Genomic DNA, 24,803 nt, shown 5'->3' on the forward strand with positions numbered 1-24,803 from the left:
ATGAATGAGGAAAAGCTCCGTTACTTTCTCAAGCGGGTGACTGCCGACCTGCACGAGACCCGACGCCGCCTCCAGGAGGTGGAGTCGGAGAACCAGGAGCCGATCGCGATCGTCGGCATGAGCTGCCGCTACCCGGGCGGCATCCAGTCGCCCGAGGACCTGTGGCGACTGGTGTCCGAGGGCGGGGACGGCATCTCCGAGTTCCCCACGGACCGCGGCTGGGACATCGAGCGGCTCTTCGACGCCGACCCGGACGGCGCGGGCACCAGCTACGTCCGCGAGGGCGGATTCCTCCACGACGCCAACTACTTCGACCCGGCGTTCTTCGGCATCAACCCGCGCGAGGCGCTCGCCATGGACCCCCAGCAGCGGCTGCTGCTGGAGACCACCTGGGAGGCGTTCGAGCGGGCCGGGATCGACGCGACGACGGTGCGCGGCAGCCGCACCGGCGTCTTCGCCGGCGTGATGTACCACGACTACGCCTCGCGGCTGCGGGCCGTGCCGCCCGGTGTCGAGGGCTACCTCGGCACCGGCGGCTCCAGCTCCATCGCCTCGGGCCGCGTGGCGTACACCTTCGGCCTGGAGGGGCCGGCCGTCACGGTCGACACCGCCTGCTCCTCCTCGCTGGTCACCCTGCACATGGCCATGCAGGCGCTGCGCAACGGCGAGTGCACCCTCGCGCTCGCCGGCGGCGTCACCGTCATGTCCACCCCGGGCACCTTCACCGAGTTCAGCAAGCAGCGCGGGCTCTCCTTCGACGGCCGCTGCAAGTCCTTCGCGGCGGCCGCCGACGGCACCGGCTGGTCCGAGGGCGCCGGCATGCTCCTGGTGGAGAAGCTCTCGGACGCCCGGCGCAACGGGCACAAGGTGCTGGCGATCGTCCGTGGCTCGGCCATCAACCAGGACGGCGCGAGCAACGGTCTGACCGCCCCCAACGGGCCCTCGCAGCAGCGCGTCATCCGGCAGGCGCTCGCCAGCGCCCGGCTGACCTCCGACCAGATCGACGTGGTCGAGGCGCACGGCACCGGTACCACGCTCGGCGACCCGATCGAGGCCCAGGCGCTGCTGGCCACCTACGGCAAGGAGCGCCCCGCGGAGCAGCCGCTGCTGCTGGGCTCCATCAAGTCCAACATCGGCCACACCCAGGCCGCCGCCGGTGTCGCCGGCATCATCAAGATGGTCAAGGCCATCGAGCACGGCACCGTGCCCCGGTCCCTGCACATCGACGAGCCCAGCCCGCACATCGACTGGGAGGCGGGCGCCGTCTCGCTGCTGACCGAGGCCCGCCCGTGGCCGGAGACCGGCCGGCCGCGCCGCGCCGCCGTCTCCTCCTTCGGCATCAGCGGCACCAACGCGCACCTGATCATCGAGCAGGCCCCGCCGGCGGAGGCCGCCGCGGGAGAGGCCCCCGAAGCCGCCGACGGGGCTGAGAGCGCCGAGGCAGCCGAGCCGGTGGCGCCGCGGTCACTGCCGCTGCTGCCGTGGCTGCTCTCCGGCCGCGGCGAGGACGCCCTGCGCGCCCAGGCCGCCCGGCTGCACGCCCACCTCACCGCCCGCCCCGAACTGGACGTGCTGTCCGTCGGCCGCTCGCTGGCCACCACCCGCAGCGCGCTGGAGAACCGGGCGGCCGTGGTCGCCGCCGACCGCGAGCGGTTCCTGGACCGGCTGGCCGCGCTGGCCGCCGGCGAGCCCGCCGCCGGACTGGTCCAGGGCGTCGAGGGCCGCGGCAAGACCGCGTTCCTCTTCACCGGCCAGGGCAGCCAGCGGCTGGGCATGGGCCGCGAGCTGTACGCGACGTACCCGGCCTTCGCGGAGGCGTTCGACGCCGTCTGCGCCGAGCTGGACCCCAAGCTGGAACGCCCGCTGAAGGACGTGCTGTTCGGCGACGACGCCGCCGCGCTGGACCGGACCGGCTTCACCCAGCCCGCGCTCTTCGCCGTCGAGGTGGCGCTCTACCGGCTGGTGGAGTCCTGGGGCCTCAAGGCCGACCTGCTCTCCGGCCACTCCATCGGCGAGATCGCCGCCGCCCATGTCGCGGGCGTCTTCTCGCTGGCCGACGCCGCACTGTTGGTCGCCGCCCGCGGCCGGCTGATGCAGCGGCTGCCGGCCGGCGGCGCGATGATCGCCCTCCAGGCGACGGAGGACGAGGTCCTCCCGCTGCTCACCGACGGCGTCGGCATCGCCGCCCTCAACGGCCCCACCTCCGTGGTGATCGCGGGCGACGAGGACGCCGCCCTCGCCATCGCCGCGAGCTTCGAGCAGCAGGGCCGTAAGACCAAGCGGCTCACCGTCTCGCACGCCTTCCACTCGCCGCGCATGGACCCCATGCTCGACGCCTTCCGCAAGGTCGCCGAGCGGCTGACATACGAGACCCCGAAGATCCCGATCGTCTCCGGCCTCACCGGCGCCGTCGTGCCGTCGGCCGAGATCGCCGGCGCCGACTTCTGGGTGCGGCACGTCCGCGAGGCCGTCCGCTTCTGCGACGCCGTACGGGCCCTGGAGGCGCAGGGCGTCACCACCTTCGTGGAGCTCGGCCCCGACGGGGTGCTCACCGCCATGGCGCAGGACTGCGTCACCGGCGAAGGGCTGTCCTTCGTCTCCGCGCTGCGCGCCGGCCGCCCCGAGGCCGAGGCCCTGACCACCGCGCTCGCCACCCTCCACGTCGGCGGCGTGGCCCTGGACTGGGAGGCGTACTACGCGGGCACCGGCGCCGAGCGCGTCGAGCTGCCCACCTACGCCTTCCAGCGCGAGCACTACTGGCTGGACGCCGGCACCACCTACGGCGACGTCAGCTCGGCCGGCCTCGGCTCCGCCGACCACCCGCTGCTGGGCGCCGCCGTGTCGCTGGCCGACGCCGACGGCTTCCTGTTCACCGGGCGGCTCTCCCTGGAGACCCACCCCTGGCTCGCCGACCACTTCGTCATGGGCTCGGTGCTGCTGCCCGGCACCGCCTTCGTCGAGCTGGCCGTCCGGGCCGGCGGCCGGGCCGGCTGCGAACTCGTCGAGGAACTCACCCTCGAAGCCCCGCTGATCCTGCCCGAGCAGGGCGGGGTGGCCCTCCAGATCGCCGTCGGCGCGCCGGACACCACCGGCCGCCGCCCGGTGGCCTTCCACTCCCGCGCCGACGACGCCGCCGACGAGGAGCCGTGGCTGCGGCACGCCACCGGCACCCTCGCCGCGGGCGAGGACCGCCCGGCCGCGTTCGACCTGAGCGCCTGGCCGCCGGCGGGCGCCGAGCCGATCGAGGTCTCCGGCCTCTACGAGGGGCTGGCCGCGGCCGGCTTCGGCTACGGCCCGTCCTTCCAGGGCCTGCGGGCCGCCTGGCGTCGCGACGGCGAGGTCTTCGCCGAGGTCGCCCTGGAGGAGGGCGTCGAGCCCGGCGCCGGTCTCTTCGGCCTGCACCCGGCGCTGCTCGACGCGGTACTGCACGGCATCGGGCTCGGCGACCTGGTCGAGAGCACCGGCCAGGGCCAGCTGCCGTTCTCCTGGAGCGGGGTGACGGTCCACTCGGTCGGCGCCGACGCGGTCCGGGTGCGGCTCTCCGCCGCCGGCAACGGCACCGTGGCGCTTGAGCTCGCCGACGTCACCGGTGCCCCCGTGGCCACCGTGGACCGGCTGGCGCTGCGCTCCGTGGCGCCCGAACAACTGGGCGCCGGCGGCGCGGCCGGCGGCGTCAAGGACGCGCTGTTCCGCGTCGACTGGGCGGACGTCCCGGCCTCCCGCACCGCGGAAGCCGAGGCCGGCCGCTGGGCGCTGCTCGGGGCGGACGCCCTGGGCCTCGGCGCCACCGGCGCCACGATCGACGCCCACCCGGACCTGGCGGCCCTGGCCGCGGCCGGGACGATCCCCGCGTACGTCGTCGTCACCCCGGCCGCCGACGGCGCCGAGGACCTCGCCGCCGCCACCCACCGGGCCACCGCCGAGGCGCTGACCCTGCTCCAGCAATGGCTGGCCGACGAGCGCTTCGCGGACTCCCGACTGGTGGTGCTGACCTCGGGCGCCGTGGCCACCACCCCGGACGAGGCGGTCGCCGACCTGGTCGCCGCCACCGTCCGCGGCCTCGCCCGCTCCGCGCAGTCCGAGAACCCCGGCCGCATCGTCCTCGTCGACCTCGACGGCCACCCCGACTCGCTGCGCGCCCTGCCCGCCGCCCTCGACCGCGGCGAGCAGGAGCTCGCGATACGCCAGGGCACGCCGAAGGCGCCGCGGCTCGGCCGCGCCGCCGCCGGCACCACGGACGCCGCCTGGAACGCCGAGGGCACGGTGCTGGTCACCGGCGCCAGCGGCACCCTGGGCGGGCTGTTCGCCCGGCACCTCGTCACCGAGCGCGGCGTGCGGCGTCTGCTGCTGGTGAGCCGCCGGGGCGGGGCCTCCCCGGGCGCGGAGGAGCTGGCGGCCGAGCTCGGCGCGCTGGGCGCGTCGGTGACCTGGGCGGCCTGTGACGTCGCGGACCGTACGGCCCTCGCGGAGGTCGTCGCGGCGATCCCGGCGGAGCACCCGCTGACCGCCGTCGTGCACACCGCCGGTGTCCTCGACGACGGCGTGATCGCCTCGCTGACCGAGGAGCGGCTGGCGAAGGTGCTGCGTCCGAAGGTGGACGCGGCCTGGAACCTGCACGAGCTGACCCGTGAGCTCGACCTGTCCGCGTTCGTGCTGTTCTCCTCCGCCGCCGGTGTCCCTCGCCCAGCACCGCAGGGCCGCCGGGCTGCCGGCGAGCTCGCTCGCGTGGGGCCTGTGGGCCGAGGACGGCGGCATGGCCGGCGAGCTGGACGAGGCCGAGATCGCCCGACTGCGGCGCGGCGGCATCGTCGCCATCACCGCCGACCACGGCCTGGAGCTCTTCGACGCCGCCGCCCGCTCCGACGAGGCGCTCCTGGTGCCGATGCCGCTGGACCTGGCCGCGCTGCGCGCCCAGGCGAGCGTCGGCATGCTGCCGCCGCTCTTCCGCGGCCTGGTCCGGGTGGCCCGGCGCGCCGCCCAGAACGCGGCCGCCTCCGCCCCGTCGGGTGAGCTCGGCCGGCAGCTCGCCGGCGTCTCCGCCGACGAGGCCGAGCGGATCGTCCTCGACCTGGTGCGCACCCACGTGGCCGCCGTCCTCGGCTACACCGGACCCGAGGCCGTCGACCCGCAGCGCGCCTTCAGCGAGGTCGGCTTCGACTCGCTCACCGCGGTCGAGCTGCGCAACCGGCTCGGCACGGCCACCGGCGTCCGCCTCCCGGCCACGCTGATCTTCGACTACCCGACGCCCACCGCGCTCGCCCGCTTCCTGAGCGACGAGGCGCGGGGCGACCAGGCCGCGGCCGCCGCGCCGGTCGCCGCCGCCCCGGTCGGCGACGACGAGCCCATCGCCATCGTCGCGATGAGCTGCCGCTACCCCGGCGGGGTGCGCACCCCCGAGGACCTGTGGACGCTGGTCACCGAGGGCCGCGACGCCATCACCGACATGCCCGCCGACCGCGGCTGGGACATCGACGGGCTGTACGACGACGACCCCGACCAGCCGGGCACCTCGTACGCCCGCAACGGCGGCTTCCTGCACGACGCCCACCACTTCGACCCGGTCTTCTTCGGCATCTCGCCGCGCGAGGCGCTCGCCATGGACCCGCAGCAGCGACTGCTGCTGGAGACCTCCTGGGAGGCGTTCGAGCGGGCCGGCATCGACCCGGCGACCGTGCGCGGCAGCCGCACCGGCGTCTACACCGGCGTGATGTACAACGACTACGGCACGCTGCTGCACCGCGCGCCCGACGGCCTTGAGGGCTACATGGGCACCGCCAGCTCCGGCAGCGTCGCCTCCGGTCGCGTCTCGTACACCTTCGGCCTGGAGGGCCCGGCGGTCACCGTCGACACGGCCTGCTCCTCCTCCCTGGTGACCCTGCACATGGCGGTGCAGGCGCTGCGCGCCGGCGAGTGCGAACTCGCCCTGGCGGGCGGCGTGACCGTCATGGCCACCCCCGGCACCTTCGTGGCCTTCAGCAAGCAGCGCGGCCTGGCCACCGACGGCCGCTGCAAGCCCTTCGCGGCGGCCGCCGACGGCACCGCCTGGGGCGAGGGCGTCGGCATGCTGCTGGTGGAGCGGCTCTCCGACGCGCGCAGGAACGGCCACCCCGTGCTGGCGATCGTGCGCGGCAGCGCGATCAACCAGGACGGCGCGAGCAACGGCCTCACGGCGCCGAACGGCCCGTCCCAGCAGCGCGTCATCCGCCAGGCGCTCGCCAACGCGGGCCTGTCGGCGGCCGACGTGGACATCGTGGAGGCCCACGGCACCGGCACCACCCTGGGCGACCCGATCGAGGCGCAGGCACTCCTCGCCACCTACGGCCAGGAGCGCCCGGAGGACGAGCCGCTCCGGCTCGGCTCGGTGAAGTCCAACTTCGGCCACACCCAGGCCGCGGCGGGCGTCGCCGGCATCATCAAGATGGTCAAGGCCATCGAGCACGGCGTCATGCCCAGGACGCTGCACGTGGACGAGCCCTCGCCGCACGTGGACTGGTCCGCGGGCGCCGTCGAGCTGCTCACCGAGGCCGTGGAGTGGCCGGAGTCCGACCGGCCGCGCCGCGCCGCCGTCTCCTCCTTCGGCATCAGCGGCACCAACGCCCACACCATCCTGGAGCAGGCCCCGGCCGAGGAGCCGGCCCCCGCCGAGGAGCGGCACGCCGAGCCCGGCGTGCTGCCGTGGGTGCTCTCCGGCAAGAGCGAGGCGGCGCTGCGCGCGCAGGCCGCCAAGCTCGCCGCCGCGCTGGAGGCCACGCCGGAGGGCGAGGCGACGCCGCGCCCGGTCGACGTCGGCTACTCCCTGGCCACCACGCGCGCGGTGCACGACGAGCGCGCGCTGCTGGTGGGCACGGACCGGGACGACTTCGTCCGCGCCCTGACCGCACTCGCCGCCGGCGAGGCGCGGCCCGACGTGGTGCGGGGCGCCGGCACGGCCGGCAAGACCGCCTTCGTCTTCCCCGGCCAGGGCTCCCAGTGGGCCGGCATGGCCGCCGGACTGCTCGACGCCTCCCCGGTGTTCGCCGCCCGCATCGCCGAATGCGCCGCCGCGCTGGCCGAGTTCTGCGACTGGTCGCTGGTCGATGTCCTCCGGGGTGTCGAGGGTGCGCCGTCGCTGGAGCGGGTGGACGTGGTCCAGCCGGTGCTGTTCGCGGTGATGGTCTCCCTCGCCGAGCTGTGGCGCTCCCTGGGCGTCCGCGCCGACGCGGTGGTCGGCCACTCGCAGGGTGAGATCGCCGCCGCGTGTGTGGCGGGGATCCTGTCGCTCCAGGACGCGGCGCGGGTCGTCGCGCTGCGCAGCCAGGCCATCGGCCGCGTGCTGGCCGGCAAGGGCGGCATGGTGTCGATCGCCCTGCCCGTGGCCGAGGTCCGCGAGCGGATCGCGGTCTGGGGTGAGGACCGTATCTCGGTGGCGGCCGTCAACGGCCCGTCCTCCGTGGTCGTCTCCGGTGAGCCGGAGGCCCTGGACGAGCTGATCGCCTCGTGCGAGGCGGACGAGGTCCGGGCCCGTAAGGTCCCGGTGGACTACGCCTCGCACTCCGCGCAGGTCGAGCTGCTCCGCGACGAGCTGCTGAAGCTCCTCGCGCCCGTGAAGCCGCAGCCCGTGAAGGTCCCGTTCCTGTCGACCGTGACCGGCGCGTGGGTCGAGGGTCCCGAGCTGGACGCCGAGTACTGGTTCACCAACCTCCGCCAGACCGTCGAGCTGGAGGCCGGTGTCCGGCGGCTGCTCGACGAGGGCTTCGGCGTCTTCATCGAGTCGAGCGCGCACCCGGTGCTCGCCATGGGCGTGCAGGAGACCGCCGAGTCCGCGGGCCGCGAGGCGGTCGCCATCGGCTCGCTCCGCCGTGACGAGGGCGGCCTCGACCGCTTCTACACCTCGCTGGGCGAGGCGTGGACCCGCGGCGTGACCGTGGACTGGCAGGCCGTCTACGCCGACCTAGGCGCCCGCCGCGTCGAGCTGCCCACCTACGCCTTCCAGCACCAGCGCTTCTGGATCGAGGTCCCGCTCTCGGCGGCGATGGGTGACGTGTCCTCGGCGGGGCTCGGCGCCGCCGGGCACCCGCTGCTGGGCGCGGCCGTCGACCTGCCGGACTCGGACGGCGTGCTGCTGACCGGACGCCTCTCGCTCCAGACCCACCCCTGGCTGGCCGACCACGCCGTCGCCGGCACCGTGCTGGTGCCGGGCACCGCCTTCGTCGAGCTGGCGGTGCGCGCCGGCGACCAGGTCGGCTGCGACCTGCTGGAGGAGCTGACCCTGGAGGCGCCGCTGATCCTGCCCGAGCGGGGCGGGGTGCGACTGCGGCTGACCGTCGGCGCCGTCGACGTCATGACCGGGCGCCGGACGCTGGAGATCCACTCCCGGCTGGACCAGCCGGACCAGCCGTGGAGCCGCAACGCGAGCGGTGTGCTGATGGCCGACGCGGTGGGCGGGCAGGCCGAGGGCCTGTCGGTCTGGCCGCCGGCCGACGCCGTCGCGGTCGACGTCGAGGAGCTGTACGAGCGGTTCGCGGCCGGCGGCTTCGGCTACGGGCCCGCCTTCCAGGGGCTCAAGGCCGCCTGGCGGCGCGGCGACGAGGTCTTCGCCGAGCTGCGGCTGCCCGAGGAGCAGCGGTCCGACGCCGCCCTCTTCGGGCTGCACCCGGCGCTGCTGGACGCCGCGCTGCACGGCGTGGCGCTCGGCTACTTCCTGGGCGAGGGCGAGGGCATCAGGCTCCCGTTCTCCTGGAGCGGGGTCACCCTGCACGCCGCGGGCGCCACGGCGCTCCGGGTGCGCATCGCCCCGGCCGGGCCCGACACGGTCGCCCTGACGGTGGCCGACGAGTCCGGCGGGGCGGTCGCGACCGTCGACTCCCTCGTCCTGCGGCGCGTCGCGCCCGAGCAGCTGCGCGCCGCCCGGATCGCCTACCACGACTCGCTGTTCCGGCTTGAGTGGACCGGCGTCCCGGCCCCGGCGGCGACCGCCGCCGGGCGGTGGGCGCTGGTCGGCGCCGACGGCCTCGGCCTGGGCTCCGCGCTGGCGGCGGCCGGGGTCGACTGCGAGGCGTACGCGGACCTGGCGGAGCTGGCGGCCGTGGTGGCGAGCGGCAGGCCCGCCCCGGAGCTGGTCCTTCTCCCGTACGGGACCGCTGCGGCCGGGGCCGCTTCGGCCGGGGCCGAGACGGCGGAGGAGGCCAGGCGGGCCGCGCACGCCGCGCTCGCGGACGTGCAGGCGTGGCTGGCGGCGGAGGGCTTCGCCGGCTCCCGGCTGGCGTTCGTCACCCGCGGCGCCGTGGCCACCACCGCCGAGGCGGACGTGACCGACCTGGCGCACACCCCCGTATGGGGCCTGGTGCGCACCGCGCAGACGGAGAACCCGGACCGTTTCCTGCTGCTGGACGTGGACGGCGAGGGCGCGTCCGTACGAGCGCTGCCGGCGGCGGTGGCGACGGGCGAACCCCAGCTGGCGCTCCGCGCGGGCGACTGCTACGCGCCGAGGCTGGCGCGGCAGACGCAGGCGACCGAGCCGGCACCGGAGTTCGACCCGGAGGGCACGGTGCTGATCACCGGCGCCACCGGTGTGCTCGGCGGGCTGCTGGCCCGGCACCTGGTCGCCGAGCGCGGCGTGCGGCACCTGCTGCTCACCAGCCGGCGCGGCGCCGATGCCCCGGGCGCGGCCGAACTGCGCGAGGAGCTGACCGCGCTGGGCGCCGAGGTGACCGTCGCGGCCTGCGACGCCGCCGACCGCCAGGCGCTGGCGCGGCTGCTGGCCGAGGTGCCGGCGGAGCGTCCGCTGCGCGCGGTGGTGCACACGGCGGGCGTGCTGGACGACGGGCTGATCCCGGCGCTCACCCCGGACCGCGTCGACACCGTCTTCCGCCCCAAGGTGGACGCGGCGCGGAACCTGCACGAGCTGACCCGCGACCTGGACCTGACGGCGTTCGTGCTGTTCTCGTCCGCGGCCGGCACGTTCGGCGCGCCGGGCCAGGGCAACTACGCGGCCGCCAACGTCTTCCTGGACGCGCTCGCCCAGCACCGGCGGGCCGCGGGCCTGCCCGCGCTCTCACTGGCCTGGGGCCTGTGGGAGCAGCGCTCGGAGATGACGGGCGACATGGCGGAGGCCGACGTCCAGCGCATGGCGCGCTCGGGCATGGCGCCGCTGTCCTCGGCGGACGGCCTGGAGCTGTTCGACGCGGCGTGGGCGGCCCAGGCGGCGGCCGGCGAGTCGCTGCTGATCCCCCTGCACCTGGACCTGGCGCCGCTGCGCGCCCAGGCCGACGCGGGCGCGCTGCCGGCCGTCTTCCGCGGCCTGGTGCGCGGGGCCCGGCGCCGCACGGTGGAGTCGTCCCCGGTGGACACGGCGGGCCCGTCGCTGGCCCAGCGGTTGGCCGGCATGGCGGAGGCCGAGCGGGAGGCCGCGCTGCTGGAACTGGTCTCCAGCCAGGCGGCGGTCGTGCTGGGCTTCGCGGACGCCGACGCCATCGGCGCCGACCGCGGCTTCCTGGAGCAGGGCTTCGACTCGCTGACCGCGGTGGAGCTGCGCAACCGGCTCAACGCGGCCAGCGGGCTGCGGCTGCCCCCGACGCTGCTGTTCGACCACGGCACCCCCGCACTCGTCGCCCGGCACCTGCTGGACCGGCTCGCGGACGCGGTGGCCGGCTCCGCCGCCCCGGCGGCCGGGGGACAGCAGTCGACCGACGGCGAGCAGGGCGTGTTCGGCGCGATGCTGCGGGAGGCCGGGGAGGCCGGCCGGCAGGAGGAGTTCACCCGCCTGCTGATGGACGTGTCGCGCTTCCGCCCGTCGTTCACGGGCACGGCCGACCTGGCCAAGCCCCCGACGCTGGTGCGCCTGTCCCGGGCCGCGGAGGGTTCGACGCCCCCGGCGCTGTTCTGCTTCTCCTCGATCCTGTCCATCTCGGGCCCGCACCAGTACGCGCGGTTCGCGGCGGACTTCCGCGGCCACCGGGACGTGTGGGCGATGGCCAACCCGGGCTTCGTGGCCGGCGAGCAGCTCCCGGCCACGCCGGAGGCGCTGGTCGAAGCCCAGACGGAGACGATCCTGCGGCAGACGGACGGCGCGTCGTTCGTCCTGCTGGGCCACTCCTCGGGCGGCATCCTCGCGCACGAGGTGGCCGCGCGGCTGGAGGGCGCCGGGGTCTTCCCGGAGGCGGTCGTCCTGCTCGACATCTACTCCCACGACGCGGACGCGGCCACCGGCATCCAGCCCGGCCTCACCGCGGGGATGGACGAGCGGAGCGACGCCTACGTCCCGGTCGACGACGCCCGATTGCTCGCCATGGGCGCCTACTTCCGCCTCTTCGGCGACTGGCGCCCGCGCGAGGTCAAGACGCCGACGCTGCTGGTCCGCGCTGGCGAGCGGCTCTTCGACTGGACCCGCGCCACGGACGGCGACTGGCGCTCCTACTGGGACCTGCCGCACACCGCGCTCGACGTGCCCGGCAACCACTTCACGATGATGGAGGAGCACGCGGGGACGACCGCGCGGGCGGTGGGGGACTGGTTGTCGTCCTGAACCCCGCGCATGAAGGCCGCCGGCCCCGCCCATCCGGGGCGGGGCCGGCGGCCTTGTCGCATCACTCCCGGCCGGCCTCCCGTACGCAGTCGAGGCACACCCACCCCGCACGGGCGACGAGTCGGGTCCGCTCCTTCGGATGCCTGCCGCACCACTGGGAGGGGCCGGACCGGTCGGGGAGATCGCGCTTGATCAGCATGCCGATCATGGAGCGGCGCGGTAGCGGTTCGTCCTCGGGCAGGGGCTCATCCGTCATTCGTCGTCCTCGGCCGGGGGCTCCGGCTCGGGGGCCGGAGTCACGATCTCGTTCTCGAAGACGTCGTACCCGTTGACCTGTTCGTCACCCATGGGGCGTTCCTTCCTGATCGCTGGTGCTTGCGGGGCTGTGCGTGCAGCCGCCAGAGCGGCGTACGCGGGAGAGGGACAGGGTCCGTGAAGCGCCGCAGACGGTGCACCGGCACCGCCAGGCGGCGTCCACCCGTCCGGGGTACGGGGCCAGTGGCTCGTAGCCGGCCTGACCGATCTCCCACTCGGCCCGCTCAGCGGCGGCGGCCGTGTCCCAGCGGGGCGGCTTCCGCTCGCAGGGCGGGAGGGCGAGGTCCGCGCGGACGGCGGCGGAGGGTCCGCCGATCCGTATACCGAGACTGATCCACCGTCGGGCCTCGGTCACGCGCCGGCCTCCCTGGTCACCCGCCGGTGCGCCTGGATCAGCGCTCGCCCCACCGGGCAGGGGGCATCGGCGCCCAGGCAGGTGCCGCACGAGGTGAGGTGGTCGAGGACCGCGCGCCAGGTCTCCGCGCTCTCGCGGGTCGGGGCGCCGACCGTCGCGTCCGCCATCAGGCTCGCCCTTCGCGCTGGGCCCGCCGCATGGCGGCGAGCTCGGTGAGCGGGTCGCGCTGCGGCGGGAAGTACCGGGCGCACGGCTTGCACGCGTAGATCGTCCGGCCCGCCCCGTTGGCGACGTGGACGACGGCGACGGCGACGGGCTCGTCGGTCAGCCGCTCGCAGCGGCGGCAGGGCTTCAACGCGCTCGCCGCGGCCAGCAACGCGGCGTGCAGCCGGCCGGGCTCGGTGAGATAGCCGTCATGCGTCGGGGCAACCCGCCAGTGCGGCCCGGGCCCGTACCTGCGCTCCTGCGGCGGCACGGCGACATACGCGCCCGTGCCCAGGACCCGCTGGATGGTCCAGTCCCCGGCGGCCCCGGGCGCCACGAGCCAGTAACAGACGGCACCGTACGTGTCCTCGATGACGGCGCCGCTGTCGTCCCCGAGGAGCGTCAGCGTGCGCTGAGCGATCGCGGTGGGCACCTTCACGGCGTCCCACCAGATGCCGGCGGGTTGTGCCTTGACGTCCGGGCCGTTGGGCGGCTTCCACGGCTCGGTACCGCTCGTCACGGCATCTCCCATCGTTGGTGTAGCCATCCGCACATGCGACGTCGCATTCCGTGTAGCCATAGGTGGATGATGGGCTGGCTCGACGTGTCCCAACTAGGCCGCCGGGCGGCCACTTCACGGCCATTCCACGGCCACGCGGAGGAGCGACATGACTGCTGTTGATGCAGGAGCGGGCGGCAATGACGTTCTGCGGTCTGCCCGCCTCAAGCGTGGGTGGCGTTCCGGAGAGGCGGCCGCCCGAGGAGTGTCGACCGCAGGCCGTGAGGCACTGGGTGATCCGCGTTTCGAGGTGTCGCCCCGAACCTGGCGCCGCTGGGAGTCCGCGTCGCCGGGGTGGCCGCGTGCTGACTGTGCGACCGCTCTCCACGCGGCGTTCGGCTTGTGGCCAGAAGAGCTGGGCTTCCGGGCACCCGACGGATGGCCGGGTCTCGCAGCACACGACGAGGCCGACCCGGCTGTGAATCGGCGTGCGTTCGTATCGGCGACGGCAGCGGCCCTCAGGACCGGTCCGGTCCCGCCGCGTCACGTTGATCCCGCCCTGATCACCTACTTTCAGGAGCAGCTCGAAGGGCACTACAGGGCCGATATGCTGCTTGGCCCACATGACTTGATCGGTACCGTGTCCGCGCAGTACGAGCTGATCGACCGATTGGTTCGTGCGGCGCAAGGCGAGACGCGGGGCGGGCTGCTGCGCGTCGGTGCCGCGTATGCCGCTCTGGTGGGATGGCTGTACCAGGACGCCGGAGATATCGGCGCTGCGGCGTTCTGGCGGGGCGTGGCACAAGAGAGCGCCATGCGAACGCGTGATCGGGATCTGATCGGCTACACGCTCGTCAACCTGGCCCAAGTGCGTACCGACCTGAGAGACGGCCACGGAGTAGTCGATCTGTGCGAAGCAGTCCTGGAGGACGCGACCCGGCTCGCACCGAAGGTGCGGGTGATGGCACTGCAGCAGCAGGCTCATGGCGCGAGCCTTACTGGGAACCGTGAGGTCGTCGAAGAGCTTCTGGAGGCGGCCGAAGCGCTACTCGGGCGAGTGGACGACGACTTGCCATGGGGTAACGCGTGCAAGCGCACGCCGGGATATCTGGAGGTGCAACGCGCCACCTGTTACGGACGTCTCGGGCTCGGTGCCGAAGCATGCGCCCTCTGGGAACAGGTGCTGCGTGTCGTGCCCCAGACCGCACGGCGTGATCGGGGGGTGTACCTCGCCAGACATGCGGCCGCTGCCGCTGTGGCGGATGAACCAGAGCAGGCGGTGGAGATCGGAAAGCAGGCGGTGGCCATCGCCGTCGACACGGGATCAGGCCGAACGCGCGGCGAGTTGACCACCCTGCGCCGTGCGATGCGGCCGTGGCAGGATGCCTCGGTCGGCCGGTTGCTCGATGAAGCGCTGGCGCCCGTGGCAGAGAGGGGATGACATGTCGCAATCACCGGTACCGCTGACCGATGACGAGATCGGCGAGCGCCTGCGGGAGGTGCCGGGGTGGGAGCGGCGCGGAGACGAGATCACTCGCACCTTCGGCATCCGGTATCACGGCGGAGTGGCGATGATCGTGCACGTGGCCGACGTCGAGCGGCTGATCAGCCACCATGCGGACATCGACCTGCGCTGGGATCACATCCGGTTCACGATCACCACGCACGATGCCGGATTCAGGCTCACCGACGCGGACTTCGACTTGGCCAAGCGCATTGATGCGGTGGCGCAGGCCCATGACGCTACACCTGTCGACGGACGGCTGCCCGGATGATCTGACGCCGGAACCGGATCCACCGCAAGGCGTCCCGGTCCGGGTAGCCAACAAGATCCACCCTTCAACCCCCGGTCATGTCAAGGCCACGCCACGTTTCTTGTCGACATCTAGATTCCGCAACCGCGGGATCATGTCGCCGAGGACAACACGGGGGAAACGTGGGCAACGCGACGTACGAGGAGAAGTGGGCGCTGTTCCAGGCGCCGGGGCAGCCGACGCCCCCGTCTCACATGCGGCTCAACCAGGCCGGCGCCAGCGGCGGCGGCAGCGGGCCCGGGGGGCAGGCGAGGCTCAACGTCACCTCGTCGCTTCTGGACACGCGGGCGGGGAAGGCCGACGAGGTGCGGGGGAGCTTCCTCAAGGCCGACGACGACGTGATGCGGGAGACGGGGGAGGTGCCCGGCACCCTGACCGGGTTCGCCGCCGATGAGGCGCTCACCGCCTTCCAGGAGCGCTGGCGGGACCAGATGTCCTACGTGCAGGAGAAGTTCACCGGAACCGTCCAGGCCCTGCGCGACGCGGCGGAAGCCTTCCGTCTGGAGGAGGAGAAGCGGCGGCAGTCCTTCGGGGGCGGGAAGCAGAACTCCAACGGGCAGGGCGGGGGCACGCCCTGATGAGCGGACTGACCTACACCGACGTCCGCAACGCCAACCTCACGCCACTCAGCGAAGCGGTCACACAGTGGAAGAACGCGCCGAACAAGTTCCAGCAGATCCAGATCGACTTCTACAACCTGGTCACCAAGGGGCTGGACACCTCCGACTGGGAGGGTGAGGCCCGCGACGGCGCCATGGAGAAGTTCGAGTGGATCCAGAAGCAGGTGTCCGCGGCCGTGTCGGAGTCCCTGCACGTCTACAACGTGATGAGCGAGGGACTCACCCAGTTCACCGCCGCCAAGAAGGCGCTGGAGGCCATCGAGACCGAGCTGGAGGGGCACAAGCACCTCAGGCTCAACAAGACCGACGGATCGGTCTACCTCCAGCTCAGCGCCGATGAGGAGCCGAGCCGGAGCGCGCTGACCAAGTCCTACGAGGACACCTTCGAGCACTACCGCGACCGCACCCGCAAGGCGATCGAGCAGGCCGCCCAGGCGGACAGCGCGTTGGTCCAGGCTCTGACGGCCGACGTCAACGGCGAGTCGCGCGGGTTCAACGAGAAGGCGTACGACAGCCTGGGCGAGGCCCGCCGGGAAGCCGAGAAGGACCTGAAGCAGGCCGTCTCGCTCGGTGGCATCGAGAACGGCAAGATGAGCTCCGACCAGCTGAAGCAGCTGTCGGAGCTCATGTCCCGGCACAGCAAGGACCCGCTGTTCGCCGAGGGGTTCGCCACCGGGCTGGGGCCGGAGAAGACGCTTCAGCTCTGGTACAACGCGACCCATCCGCGCAACCTGAACTTCCCCGACACGGACATCGACGAGAAGGTGTGGTGGCCGGCGGCGGAGAACCTCCAGGTCAGCCTGGGGACCACGCTGGCGACCGCCACCCACTCCGACAGCCCCGACATGAAGGCGTGGAAGGACGAGATCCTCCGCATGGGGCCGGAGCGCCTGGAGAGCGGCGGGAACACCCACCCGTACGGCTACCAGGTCATGAGCAACCTCATGCGCTTCGGCACGTACGACGCGAAGTTCCTGAACACCTACGGCGACCGGCTCCTGGCCTGGGACAAGAAGAACAACACCCGGGACGGCTTGCCCTACTGGTCGAACAACGCCGATGTCGACATGCTCAACCTGCACGGAGCCAAGAAGGACGGCTGGCTCGACCAGGGCCACGACCCGGTGATCGGCTTCCTTGAGGGGCTGGGGCACAACCCGGCCGCCTCCACCGAGTTCTTCAAGCAGCCCGGCGGCGTCAACGGGGTGGTGGACCAGAAGTCCGAGATCAACTCCCACCTCGCCTACCTCGCCCAGGAACGCAACTGGATCTTCGACGGGAACACCTCGGGCGAGCCCCGCAGGATGCCGGGGCACGAGGCGCTCGGCCACGCCCTCACGGCGGCGACCACGGGCTACGCCTGGGACGCCGAAGAGCTCAGGGGTAAGGACCCGGAGATCTTCAACCACGGCGGCGACCGGCGGACGGCCGGGACCGCCGATGTGATGGAGCAGGTCGTCGCCGTCTACGGCGGCGAGAACGGCCCCCGGCTCCTCCACGAGCAGCCCTCGATGGCCACCAGCCTCGGCGTGATGGGCGGCTCCTATGTGGACGACATCAACTACGCCGTCTCGGGCGTGGGCGACTCCCTGGAGAACGACGCGTTCCCCGCCGGGTACAAGGGCCGTGCCGACTTCGGCAGCAAGGGAGCCGTCGACTTCCTCAGCGTCCTGGGCCAGAACCCCGAATCGCACGGCATCATGAACCAGGCCGAGCACCTCTACACCCTCGACCGGTTCGCGCAGAACCCGTCCGCCGAAGGGGTGGAGAACTACGCCCACTCGCGCCGGGCGCTCCTCACCGAGGCCGAGGTGCGCGGCATCCTCGACCACTCCCTCGCCGCGCAGATCGACGCGACGTACCAGCACGACAAGGCGGCGGCGGAGGCCGCGTACAAGAACTCCACGGACTGGACGCGGGTGGGCATGAGCGCCGGCGCCCCCGCCGTCGCGCAGGGGATCGTCAACATCGTGGGCAAGTCCGGCCCCTGGGGGCTGGCCATCCCCGTGGTCATGGGCGGGGCCACGGAGTTCGCCAAGCTCTTCCACAACGACGTCGTCTTCAGCGGCCCGCGGCTCCCCGAGCCCGCCGCTTCCAGCGAGCTCTTCGAGAACGGTGTGACGACGCTGGGGAAGACGGCGGAGCAGTACGAGTTCCCGAAGTACGAGAAGGAGTACGGGGCGGGTGTCGATGCCGTGGACGCGAAGGGCACGCTCTCTGATCGCATCAAGCAGGCGTACCTCGGTACGGGGACGGCGACCGACCTGTACCGGGGACGCGGCCCGTACACGCCGTGACCGGCCGGCCGTGCTCGCGCTGTGGCTGGGCGCGGCGCTGGCCCTGACCTCGTGCACGGCGGAGGAGAAGAAGGCGGACGGCGTGCCGGCGGCGAAGGTGTGCGCCTCCTCGCTCGACGCGGCGGCGGCTCAGGCGCTCGACCGCCTGAGCCGGGTGGAGGAGTTCCGGGATGTGAAGGGCCCCTCCTTCGAGGGCGCGGTGGCGAACCTGCGGCAGGGCGTCTCCTTCGGGGAGACGCGCCGCTCGTCGGTGTGCCGCGTGCGTGAGGCGCGGGACGCCGAAGGCTCACCCGTCTTCGACATCGAGTTCGCCCACCCGGGCTCCGAGATCGACTGGCCGGAGAGGCTGAAGCCGTACGAGACGTACTACCGCGTGGGCCTGTACGGGAAGGCGAGTGAGAGCGACGCGCTCATCGCCTTCCGCTGCGACGGGGGCCTCGGCGAGGGCGCTCCGCCCATCGCGCTGGGCACCCTGCATCTGTGGCCCAAGGACCACGCCTACGAGGTGTCGGGCGGGCCGGAGCGGGGCCGGCTGCTCATGACCATCCTCCACTCGGCGACCCGGGTGATGGCCGAGGAGCTGGGCTGTCCGAAGCAGGCCGGCATTCCGAAGCAGCTCCCCGAGCCGTCCGACCGCTCCGCGTACCGAAAGCCGGAGAAGGGCCGCTCAGCGGATCTGGCGAATTCGGCTGCGGTTCGGCAGCGCCCTGAAGGGGCGCGGGGCTGTGACATGTGCGGCTCCGCCGCGTGGGCGCGACCAGCCACAACGGGCCCGCAGGCGAACGACGGCCCGTCACGACACTTCCCGCAGAGCGCTTAGGGCCCTGGCCCCGCACCTGCTCGTGGATGCGGGGCCAGGGCCTCCCGGGGCCAGGGCCTCCCGGGGCCAGGGCCTCCCGGGGCCAGGGCCGCCCGGAGCCCGGCCCCGCGGGAGGGCGGCCCCGCGGGAGGGCGTACCCCTCGCCGCGCGCCCCGCGGGGTCAGCGCTTGCGGGGCGCGCGGTCGCGGGCGCGCTTGCCGGGGCCCACCGTGACGACCTCGAAGTTGGACTTCGTGGTGTCCAGCCGGTGGAAGAGGTTGTCCGGGCCGGCGATGCAGACCTTGGCGACCTGCTCCGCCTTGAGGGAGGCGACCACCTTCGGCCAGTCGATCGGCAGATCGAACGTGTCCAGGAGCATGGTGCGCAGCGCGTCGGCGGTGCGGATGATCGTGCCGTCCTGGTCGGTGACGACCGGCAGCTTCGGGTCCGCCAGCTCGTACTTCGGCAGGACGTCCTCCTCGACGCGGCGGCGCAGCTCCTTGAAGGCGGGCGCGTGCACGGCCGGCACCATGGTGTACATCGAGTAGCCGCCGATCTGGCTGACCCGGTGCTTGAGCCCCTCCAGCTCCTTCTCCCGCAGGGAGATCATGCAGAAGCCCTCGTCGAGGTAGCCGGAGTAGTCGTACCACTCGCCGCGCTCGTCGAACTCGGCGAGGATCTCGGCGAGCTTCTCCCGGGGGGTGCGGAAGAAGGTGTGGGTGACCGCGTCCTGGTACTCCTCGGTGAAGTACTGGATCTCGTAGCGGGCCATCTCGGCGGTGAGCCGGACCAGCTCGGGGAAGGGCAGCGAGCCGACGAAGGCGGTGGCCGCCTTCTGGCCGAAGCTGGGGCCCACGCAGATCTCGGGGACGAGGCCCAGCTCCTCCACGGCCCGGTCGGCCGAGGCCATCGAGTTGACCAGGAAGGCGATCTGGGTGGCCTCGGAGTAGTCGTCCTCGGAGTCGCGGAGGCGGTCGAAGACGGAGTAGCCCAGCGCCTCGTCGGCCTCGGCCAGCCGCTTGCGGGCGAAGGGGTCGAGCATCAGGAACTTGCCCACCTCGGCGAAGCTGGACGGTCCCATGCCGGGGAAGACGATGGCGGTCTTGGGCTGTGCGGCGGCGGTCGACTCGGTTGCCGTCATGGTCGGTGTGTCCTCACGTCGTGGACTCTCGGGGGTTGGAAAAACGCGGCCGAGGGGCCCGCGCCGGCAGGCCCCTCGGATGTCGCGCTCGGTTGGCTCAGGGTCAGTCCTGCGCCCGCTTGTTGAATCCCTTGATGCCGATGAACCCGTAGAGCAGGCACGCGGCGCCGATGGCGGAGACACAGATCCACAGCGGGATCGAGTCCGGCCCCTCGGGCGGCAGCAGCAGCCCGCGCATCGCCTCGCTGACGTACGTCAGCGGGTTGAAGGCGCACAGGATCTGGAACCAGCGGATGTCCGACAGGCTCTGCCACGGGAACTGGGTGGCGCCGGTGAACATGATCGGGGTCAGCGTCATGGCGAACACGATGCTGATGTGGCGGGCGGGCGCCAGGGTGCCCAGCGTCAGCCCCACACAGCCGCCGACCAGCCCGCCGAGGGTCAGGATGCCCAGCGTCTCGGGGAGGGTGTGCAGCGGCCAGCTCACGTTGTCCAGCAGGGCCAGACCGATCGGGATCATGATCAGCGAGCCGATCAGACCGCGGATCGCACCGAAGACCACCTTCTCGATCGCCACCAGCGCGAACGGGATCGGCGCCAGCAGTCGGTCCTCGATCTCCTTGGTCCAGGAGAAGTCGATGGCCAGCGGCAGCGCGGTGTTCTGCAGCGCCACCAGGAAGCTGTTCAGCGCGACGACGCCGGGCAGCAGCACCTGCTCGAAGCCGGGCGCCGTGTAGCCGAGCTGTCCCAGCACCTTGCCGAAGACGAAGAGGATGAAGAACGGCTCGACCAGCACCTGGCCCAGGAAGGGCGCGAGCTCCCGACCGGTGACGAAGATGTCCCGCCACAGGATGAAGAAGAACGTGCGCCAGCGACCCGCGCGGCGCCGGTGCCGGCCGCCCTTGCCCGCGGACCGGGCCGGCTTGACGGCGGCCGCGGGGGCGGCGACGGCCTCGGCGACGGCCACGCCACCGCCCTGGGCACCACCCTCGGCGGCCGCGCCCTTCACCCCGGCGCCGCCCTTGGCCTGGGCGCCGGCCCCGGTGTCGGTACCGGTGTCGCTCGGCGTGGCGAAGACATGGCCGGGAGGCAGGGCGGGCGAGGTGACGTTGGTGATCACCGGGACGACGGCGGTGTCGGAGTTGCCCGAGGCGCCGCCCTTCCCGTCCCCGGCCGGCTTGCCCTTCCCGGCGGCGGGACCGGCGTCGCCGGCCTTGGTCCCGGGACCCCTGCCGGCCGCGCCACCGGCGGGTGCGCCACCGGTCGGCTTGCCCTCGGCGGACTTGCCCCCGCCGGGCTTGCCACCGGTCGGCTTGCCGCCGCCGGACGCGCCGCCCCGGCCGGGCGAACCCGCCCCGGCGGACGCGGCACCCTGGCCCGGTGCCCCGCCCTCGGCGGATATCGCGGGCTTGGCGGCCCCCTCGCCGCGGGGCTCGGCACCCCCGGCGGGCTTCTTTGCGGCTCCGTCCCCGGCGGGCGTGGACGGGGGAGCGGAAGTGGTCATCGCAGCTCTCTTCCGGTCAGCTCGACGAAGACGTCCTCCAACGTCGCCTGGCTGACGCTCAGGTCCTTGATCTCGCAGCCGGCGTCCGTCAGCGCCTTGATGGACGCCGGCAGGATGGTCGAGGAGGGCGCGTCGCTGTAGATCTTCAGCCGTACGCTGCTGTCCAACCCGGCCCCGCCCAGCAGGCTGTCCACGAGATCGTCGTCGTCCTGCTGGAAGGTCTCGACCCGCTCCACGCCGTAGATGTCGCGCACCAGCGACAGCGCGTAGTCGAGCCCGTGGGCCGGCGGCTGCACCGTCACCGTCAGCGCGGTGTTGCTGAGGGTGTCGATCAGGGCCTGCGGGGTGTCGAGGGCCAGCAGCTTGCCGTGGTCGACGATGCCGACCCGGTCACACAGCTTGGCCGCCTCGTCCATGTTGTGGGTGGTGATGACCACCGTGACACCGCGCGTCTTGAGCTCGGCGACCCGCTCGTGCACGAAGATCTGCGACTGCGGGTCGAGGCCGGTGGCGGGCTCGTCCAGGAACAGCACCCGGGGGCGGTGCATCAGCGCACGGGCGATCATCACCCGCTGCGCCTGACCGCCGGAGACCTGGTCCGCCCGGGCGTTGGCGTGGTCGGCCAGACCCACCCACTCCAGGCTCTCGTCGGCCAGCTTGTTGCGCTCCACACGCGACAGACCGTGGTAACCCGCGTGGAACGTGAGGTTCTGGCGGATCGTCAGCGAGCGGTCGAGGTTGTTGCGCTGCGGGACGACGGCGAAGGACTGGCGGGCCACGGCCGGCTTGGCCACCACATCGACGCCCTGCACGAACGCCCGACCACCGGTCGGTGCGACCCGCGTGGTGAGAATGCCGATGGTGGTGGTCTTGCCGGCGCCGTTGGGGCCGAGAAAACCGAAGACCTCGCCGTGGTTGACGGTGAAACTCAGGTCGTCCACAGCGGGTGCGGGACGGCCCGGGTAGTGCTTTCTGAGGCCGTCGACAATGACGGCGAAATCCATGGGGCGTGTTGTATCCATCGATGCCTGCGTATCAGACGGAACACGAGACGGCAGCGCGGTGTTGTGCCAGGACCAGACCAAAGGCGACCTGCTGCGCTGTCGCGCGCCGATATATGGGATTACGGAAAACGTGCTTGCCATGTTCTAACACGCACCGTCAACTCGCCGGCAGGGGTGGCCTGGACGTTTAGGGGGCGCCCGGCGCGGCTAGGGGGCTTTAGGGGAGTGCCGGGTATGGGCGACGAAACCAGCATTTTACGCCTCTGGCACCCCTGCGATAGCCAAGGCATACCCCCGCAATATCCGGTGTAACCGTGTACTCACATAGCGGTTACTAGGGGTTGTGGCGCATGGATAAGGGCTCATAGCCTCGCGGCGTGAGCGCTTCGAATAGCTCTTTACCGGGCGGCCCCGATCGGGGGCGGTGACGGGGGAGAGGGCGGGCAACGCGTCGAGGCATCGCGGCGACCACGGCAAGGTGCAGAACCACTCATGACGACATCGACCACCGGGACGACCGGCGCCACGAGCGCCTCCGTGGTCAACCGGCACCAGGGACGTACTCGTTGAGCCAGGTCAAGCCCGAAGATGTCGGCCTCATACGCATTCTGCAACCGGAGACGCCCAGTAGCTTCCGGCTGATCTGCTTCCCCGAGTCCACGGACTCCACCGCGTACTACCTCTCCCTCTCGGAGCTGCTGCTCCCCACCGTGGAGGTGCTCGTGGTGCAGTACCCGCCCGACATCGCCGCCGACCAGGAGGAACAACTCGCCGACTCCCCGGAGTTGGCGGACCGGATCCACGAGGCGCTGGGAGAGTGGACCGACCGCCCCGTGGCGCTCTTCGGCCACCGGGCCAGCGCGGCCCTGGCCTACCGGGTGGCCGAACGCCTGGAGCGGGAGTCCGACTCGGCGGTGCTCACCCTGTTCGTCTCCGGCAGCAGCCCCCAGCGGGACCCCGACCGACGGGGCACGCCGCTGGGTCCGCCGGTGCTGGGCTGCCGCATCGTCGCGCTCGCCGGCGAGCGCGACCCCAGGACCCCGCTGCAGGGCGTACGGGCCTGGCGGCGGTGTACCCGCGGACGGTTCGACCTGGAGGTGTTCCCCGGGGCCCGCGGCTACCTCGATTCGAGCCGGAGAGAGGTCGTCAATCTGGTGCACGACCAGCTGCTCTCCCAGTCAACCCTCGATGCCGAGTGGGAAATCGGCGCCGACGACAAGGGCGCCTAGGGGCCGGCAAGGGTCCCGCGGCTGCCCGTACTCCACACAGAAGAAGAGGAAAGAGTACGACCGATGACCGCGAAGATCTTTGCAGTCGACTCGGTGCAGACCCTCGCAGATTTCGAGCAGGACGCACTGCGTGTCGCCGATGTGATCCGTGAGCACGGGGTGGTCGAAGGCGACCGCGTCATCCTCAAGGCCGGCAACTCCGCCGCCTACGTGAGCGTGCTGTTCGCGCTGATGCACGTGGGCGCCTCCATCGTGCTGGTCGACCAGCAGGAGCACGTCGACGAGACCCGGCGCATCGCGCTGCGCACCGGCACCAAGGTGGCCCTCGTCGACGACGACGCCCCGATCGACGACGACACCCCCGCCGTCAACCTCTACGAGCTGATCGCCCCCGCCGCCGGCCGCCCGCTCGCCCCCGGGCAGCGGCTGGACTTCGAGGCGTGGGGCGACCGACCCGACGGCCTGATCATGTGGACCTCCGGCTCCACCGGGCAGCCCAAGGGCGCCGTCAAGTCGGGCCGCAAGTTCCTGAAGAACCTGGAGCGCAACGCGGACCAGGTGGGGCACGTCGAGGACGACGTGCTGCTCCCGCTGCTCCCCTTCGCCCACCAGTACGGGCTGTCCATGGTGCTCATCGCCTGGATACGCCGGTGCTCGCTGGTCATCGCCCCGTACAAGCGGCTCGACCGCGCGGTGCAGATGGCCGGGCGGACCGGGGCCACCGTCATCGACGCCACCCCCGCCAGCTACCGCTCCATCCTCAACCTGGTCACCCGCAAGCCCGCGCTCCGCGCCCACCTGGCGCGGGTGCGGATGTTCTGCTCCGGCGCCGCGCCACTGGACGGGGCGCTCTCCGACCGCTATGTCGACGAGTTCAGGCTGTCGCTGCTGGACAGCTACGGCTCCACCGAGCTCGGCAACATCGCCTTCGCCACCCTGGACAACCCGGTCTCCTGCGGCCGCGCCATGGAGGGCATCAAGCTGCGCGTCGTGGACGAGGACGGCGTGCCGGTGGCCGCCGGCGAGGCCGGTGAGATCGAGGTCGACACCCCGGACGCGCTGGAGGGCCACCTCGCCGAGGACGGCGGCATCGACCCCTTCCCGTCCGGCTGGCAGCCCACCGGCGACCTCGGCTACCTGGACGAGGACGACAACCTCTTCGTCCTGGGCCGCAAGTTCGCCGTGGACCGCATGGGCTACACGCTCTACCCGGAGCTGATCGAGCGTAAGGCCGCCGTCGCTCACATATCCGCCCGGATCGTCCCGCTGCCGGACGAGCGGCGCGGCACGCAGCTGGTCTTCTTCGTCGAGGACGAGGAGCTGCGGGAGACGCAGCACTGGCGCGACCGACTGTGCGAGGTGCTGCCCGCCTACGAGCAGCCCAACCGGGTCGTCGTGCTGGAGTCGTTCCCGCTCAACCGCAACGGCAAGCCGGACAAGAAGCAGCTGGAGAAGCTGGCTCAGGAGTCTTCGTAGCAAAGCCGGGTCGCGAACCCGGGCCCGGAGACGGCCGGAGCCG

The 24,803-nt window shown here is 72.6% G+C and carries 14 protein-coding genes and 2 pseudogenes; 10 read left to right on the top strand and 6 right to left on the bottom strand.

The window, feature by feature from the left end; genetic code table 11:
- The 3 genes and pseudogenes from CD790_RS36825 to CD790_RS36835 form a co-directional block, all read left to right on the top strand.
- Complete coding sequence (locus CD790_RS36825; RefSeq protein ID WP_399217491.1) at positions 1-5,010, top strand: SDR family NAD(P)-dependent oxidoreductase; 5,010 nt, start codon at positions 1-3, stop codon at positions 5,008-5,010.
- Positions 4,928-9,997, top strand: a pseudogene (locus tag CD790_RS36830) (SDR family NAD(P)-dependent oxidoreductase); the annotation flags it as partial. The gene CD790_RS36825 and the pseudogene CD790_RS36830, both read left to right, overlap by 83 nt.
- A gap of 477 nt (positions 9,998-10,474) precedes the next feature.
- Positions 10,475-11,503: pseudogene (locus CD790_RS36835) on the top strand (alpha/beta fold hydrolase); the annotation flags it as partial.
- Between the two features lie 61 nt (positions 11,504-11,564).
- Here the strand turns inward: CD790_RS36835 and CD790_RS13880 are convergent.
- The 3 genes from CD790_RS13880 to CD790_RS35735 form a co-directional block, all read right to left on the bottom strand.
- Positions 11,565-11,759: a hypothetical protein gene (locus tag CD790_RS13880; RefSeq protein ID WP_144383518.1), complete on the bottom strand. Its 195-nt coding sequence runs from the start codon at positions 11,757-11,759 to the stop codon at positions 11,565-11,567.
- Positions 11,760-12,169: 410 nt separating this feature from the next.
- Positions 12,170-12,340, bottom strand: a complete 171-nt coding sequence (locus CD790_RS34585; RefSeq protein ID WP_186319009.1) for a hypothetical protein — start codon at positions 12,338-12,340, stop codon at positions 12,170-12,172.
- Positions 12,340-12,897: a hypothetical protein gene (locus tag CD790_RS35735; protein WP_260867561.1), complete on the bottom strand. Its 558-nt coding sequence runs from the start codon at positions 12,895-12,897 to the stop codon at positions 12,340-12,342. The genes CD790_RS34585 and CD790_RS35735 overlap by 1 nt, the downstream gene beginning before the upstream one ends.
- Before the next feature lie 148 nt (positions 12,898-13,045).
- Between CD790_RS35735 and CD790_RS13890 the strand changes: the two genes are divergently transcribed.
- The 5 genes from CD790_RS13890 to CD790_RS13910 all read left to right on the top strand — a co-directional run bounded on the left by CD790_RS13890 (position 13,046) and on the right by CD790_RS13910 (position 18,427).
- Positions 13,046-14,317, top strand: a complete 1,272-nt coding sequence (locus tag CD790_RS13890) for a Twin-arginine translocation pathway signal (protein WP_186319010.1) — start codon at positions 13,046-13,048, stop codon at positions 14,315-14,317.
- 1 nt (position 14,318) lies between these two features.
- The gene (locus CD790_RS13895; protein ID WP_144383519.1) at positions 14,319-14,651 is read left to right on the top strand and encodes a 4a-hydroxytetrahydrobiopterin dehydratase; all 333 of its coding nucleotides are present in this window, start codon (positions 14,319-14,321) and stop codon (positions 14,649-14,651) included.
- A 161-nt stretch (positions 14,652-14,812) separates the two neighbouring features.
- Entirely contained in the window at positions 14,813-15,268 is a 456-nt protein-coding gene (locus CD790_RS13900) for a hypothetical protein (RefSeq protein ID WP_144383520.1), read from the top strand.
- Positions 15,268-17,607, top strand: coding sequence for a DUF6571 family protein (locus CD790_RS13905; protein ID WP_144383521.1), 2,340 nt, complete (start codon positions 15,268-15,270; stop codon positions 17,605-17,607). Before CD790_RS13900 ends, CD790_RS13905 begins: the two co-directional genes overlap by 1 nt.
- A gap of 10 nt (positions 17,608-17,617) precedes the next feature.
- A complete protein-coding gene (locus CD790_RS13910; RefSeq protein ID WP_144383522.1) occupies positions 17,618-18,427 on the top strand; it encodes a hypothetical protein in 810 nt (269 codons plus the stop codon).
- Positions 18,428-18,587: 160 nt separating this feature from the next.
- Here the strand turns inward: CD790_RS13910 and CD790_RS13915 are convergent, their stop codons facing one another.
- From CD790_RS13915 to CD790_RS13925, 3 genes are all read right to left on the bottom strand, one after another.
- Entirely contained in the window at positions 18,588-19,547 is a 960-nt protein-coding gene (locus CD790_RS13915; protein WP_144383523.1) for an ACP S-malonyltransferase, read from the bottom strand.
- A gap of 103 nt (positions 19,548-19,650) precedes the next feature.
- Positions 19,651-21,051: an ABC transporter permease gene (locus CD790_RS35740; RefSeq protein WP_260867562.1), complete on the bottom strand. Its 1,401-nt coding sequence runs from the start codon at positions 21,049-21,051 to the stop codon at positions 19,651-19,653.
- Complete coding sequence (locus CD790_RS13925; RefSeq protein ID WP_222108245.1) at positions 21,048-22,073, bottom strand: ABC transporter ATP-binding protein; 1,026 nt, start codon at positions 22,071-22,073, stop codon at positions 21,048-21,050. The genes CD790_RS35740 and CD790_RS13925 overlap by 4 nt, the downstream gene beginning before the upstream one ends.
- Before the next feature lie 548 nt (positions 22,074-22,621).
- Between CD790_RS13925 and CD790_RS13930 the strand changes: the two genes are divergently transcribed.
- Both CD790_RS13930 and CD790_RS13935 read left to right on the top strand, forming a co-directional pair.
- Positions 22,622-23,284 carry a thioesterase II family protein gene (locus tag CD790_RS13930; RefSeq protein WP_260867563.1) on the top strand — a complete coding sequence of 221 codons (663 nt, stop codon included), beginning with the start codon at positions 22,622-22,624 and terminating at the stop codon, positions 23,282-23,284.
- Between the two features lie 63 nt (positions 23,285-23,347).
- Complete coding sequence (locus CD790_RS13935) at positions 23,348-24,760, top strand: class I adenylate-forming enzyme family protein (protein WP_144383525.1); 1,413 nt, start codon at positions 23,348-23,350, stop codon at positions 24,758-24,760.
- The last annotated feature ends 43 nt before the right edge of the window (positions 24,761-24,803 follow it).

The organism is Streptomyces sp. SAJ15, from assembly GCF_007595705.1.
GTDB lineage: Bacteria > Actinomycetota > Actinomycetes > Streptomycetales > Streptomycetaceae > Streptomyces.

What these genes read in the sequence shown, in the direction of transcription:
- CD790_RS13890 (WP_186319010.1), top strand. Translation starts at nt 13,046, where the DNA reads ATGACTGCTGTTGATGCAGGAGCGGGCGGCAATGACGTTCTGCGGTCT.
- CD790_RS13905 (WP_144383521.1), top strand. Translation starts at nt 15,268, where the DNA reads ATGAGCGGACTGACCTACACCGACGTCCGCAACGCCAACCTCACGCCA.
- CD790_RS13935 (WP_144383525.1), top strand. Translation starts at nt 23,348, where the DNA reads ATGACCGCGAAGATCTTTGCAGTCGACTCGGTGCAGACCCTCGCAGAT.
- CD790_RS35740 (WP_260867562.1), bottom strand. Translation starts at nt 21,051, where the DNA reads ATGACCACTTCCGCTCCCCCGTCCACGCCCGCCGGGGACGGAGCCGCA.
- CD790_RS36825 (WP_399217491.1), top strand. Translation starts at nt 1, where the DNA reads ATGAATGAGGAAAAGCTCCGTTACTTTCTCAAGCGGGTGACTGCCGAC.
- CD790_RS13880 (WP_144383518.1), bottom strand. Translation starts at nt 11,759, where the DNA reads ATGACGGATGAGCCCCTGCCCGAGGACGAACCGCTACCGCGCCGCTCC.
- CD790_RS13915 (WP_144383523.1), bottom strand. Translation starts at nt 19,547, where the DNA reads ATGACGGCAACCGAGTCGACCGCCGCCGCACAGCCCAAGACCGCCATC.
- CD790_RS34585 (WP_186319009.1), bottom strand. Translation starts at nt 12,340, where the DNA reads ATGGCGGACGCGACGGTCGGCGCCCCGACCCGCGAGAGCGCGGAGACC.
- CD790_RS13925 (WP_222108245.1), bottom strand. Translation starts at nt 22,073, where the DNA reads ATGGATACAACACGCCCCATGGATTTCGCCGTCATTGTCGACGGCCTC.
- CD790_RS13895 (WP_144383519.1), top strand. Translation starts at nt 14,319, where the DNA reads ATGTCGCAATCACCGGTACCGCTGACCGATGACGAGATCGGCGAGCGC.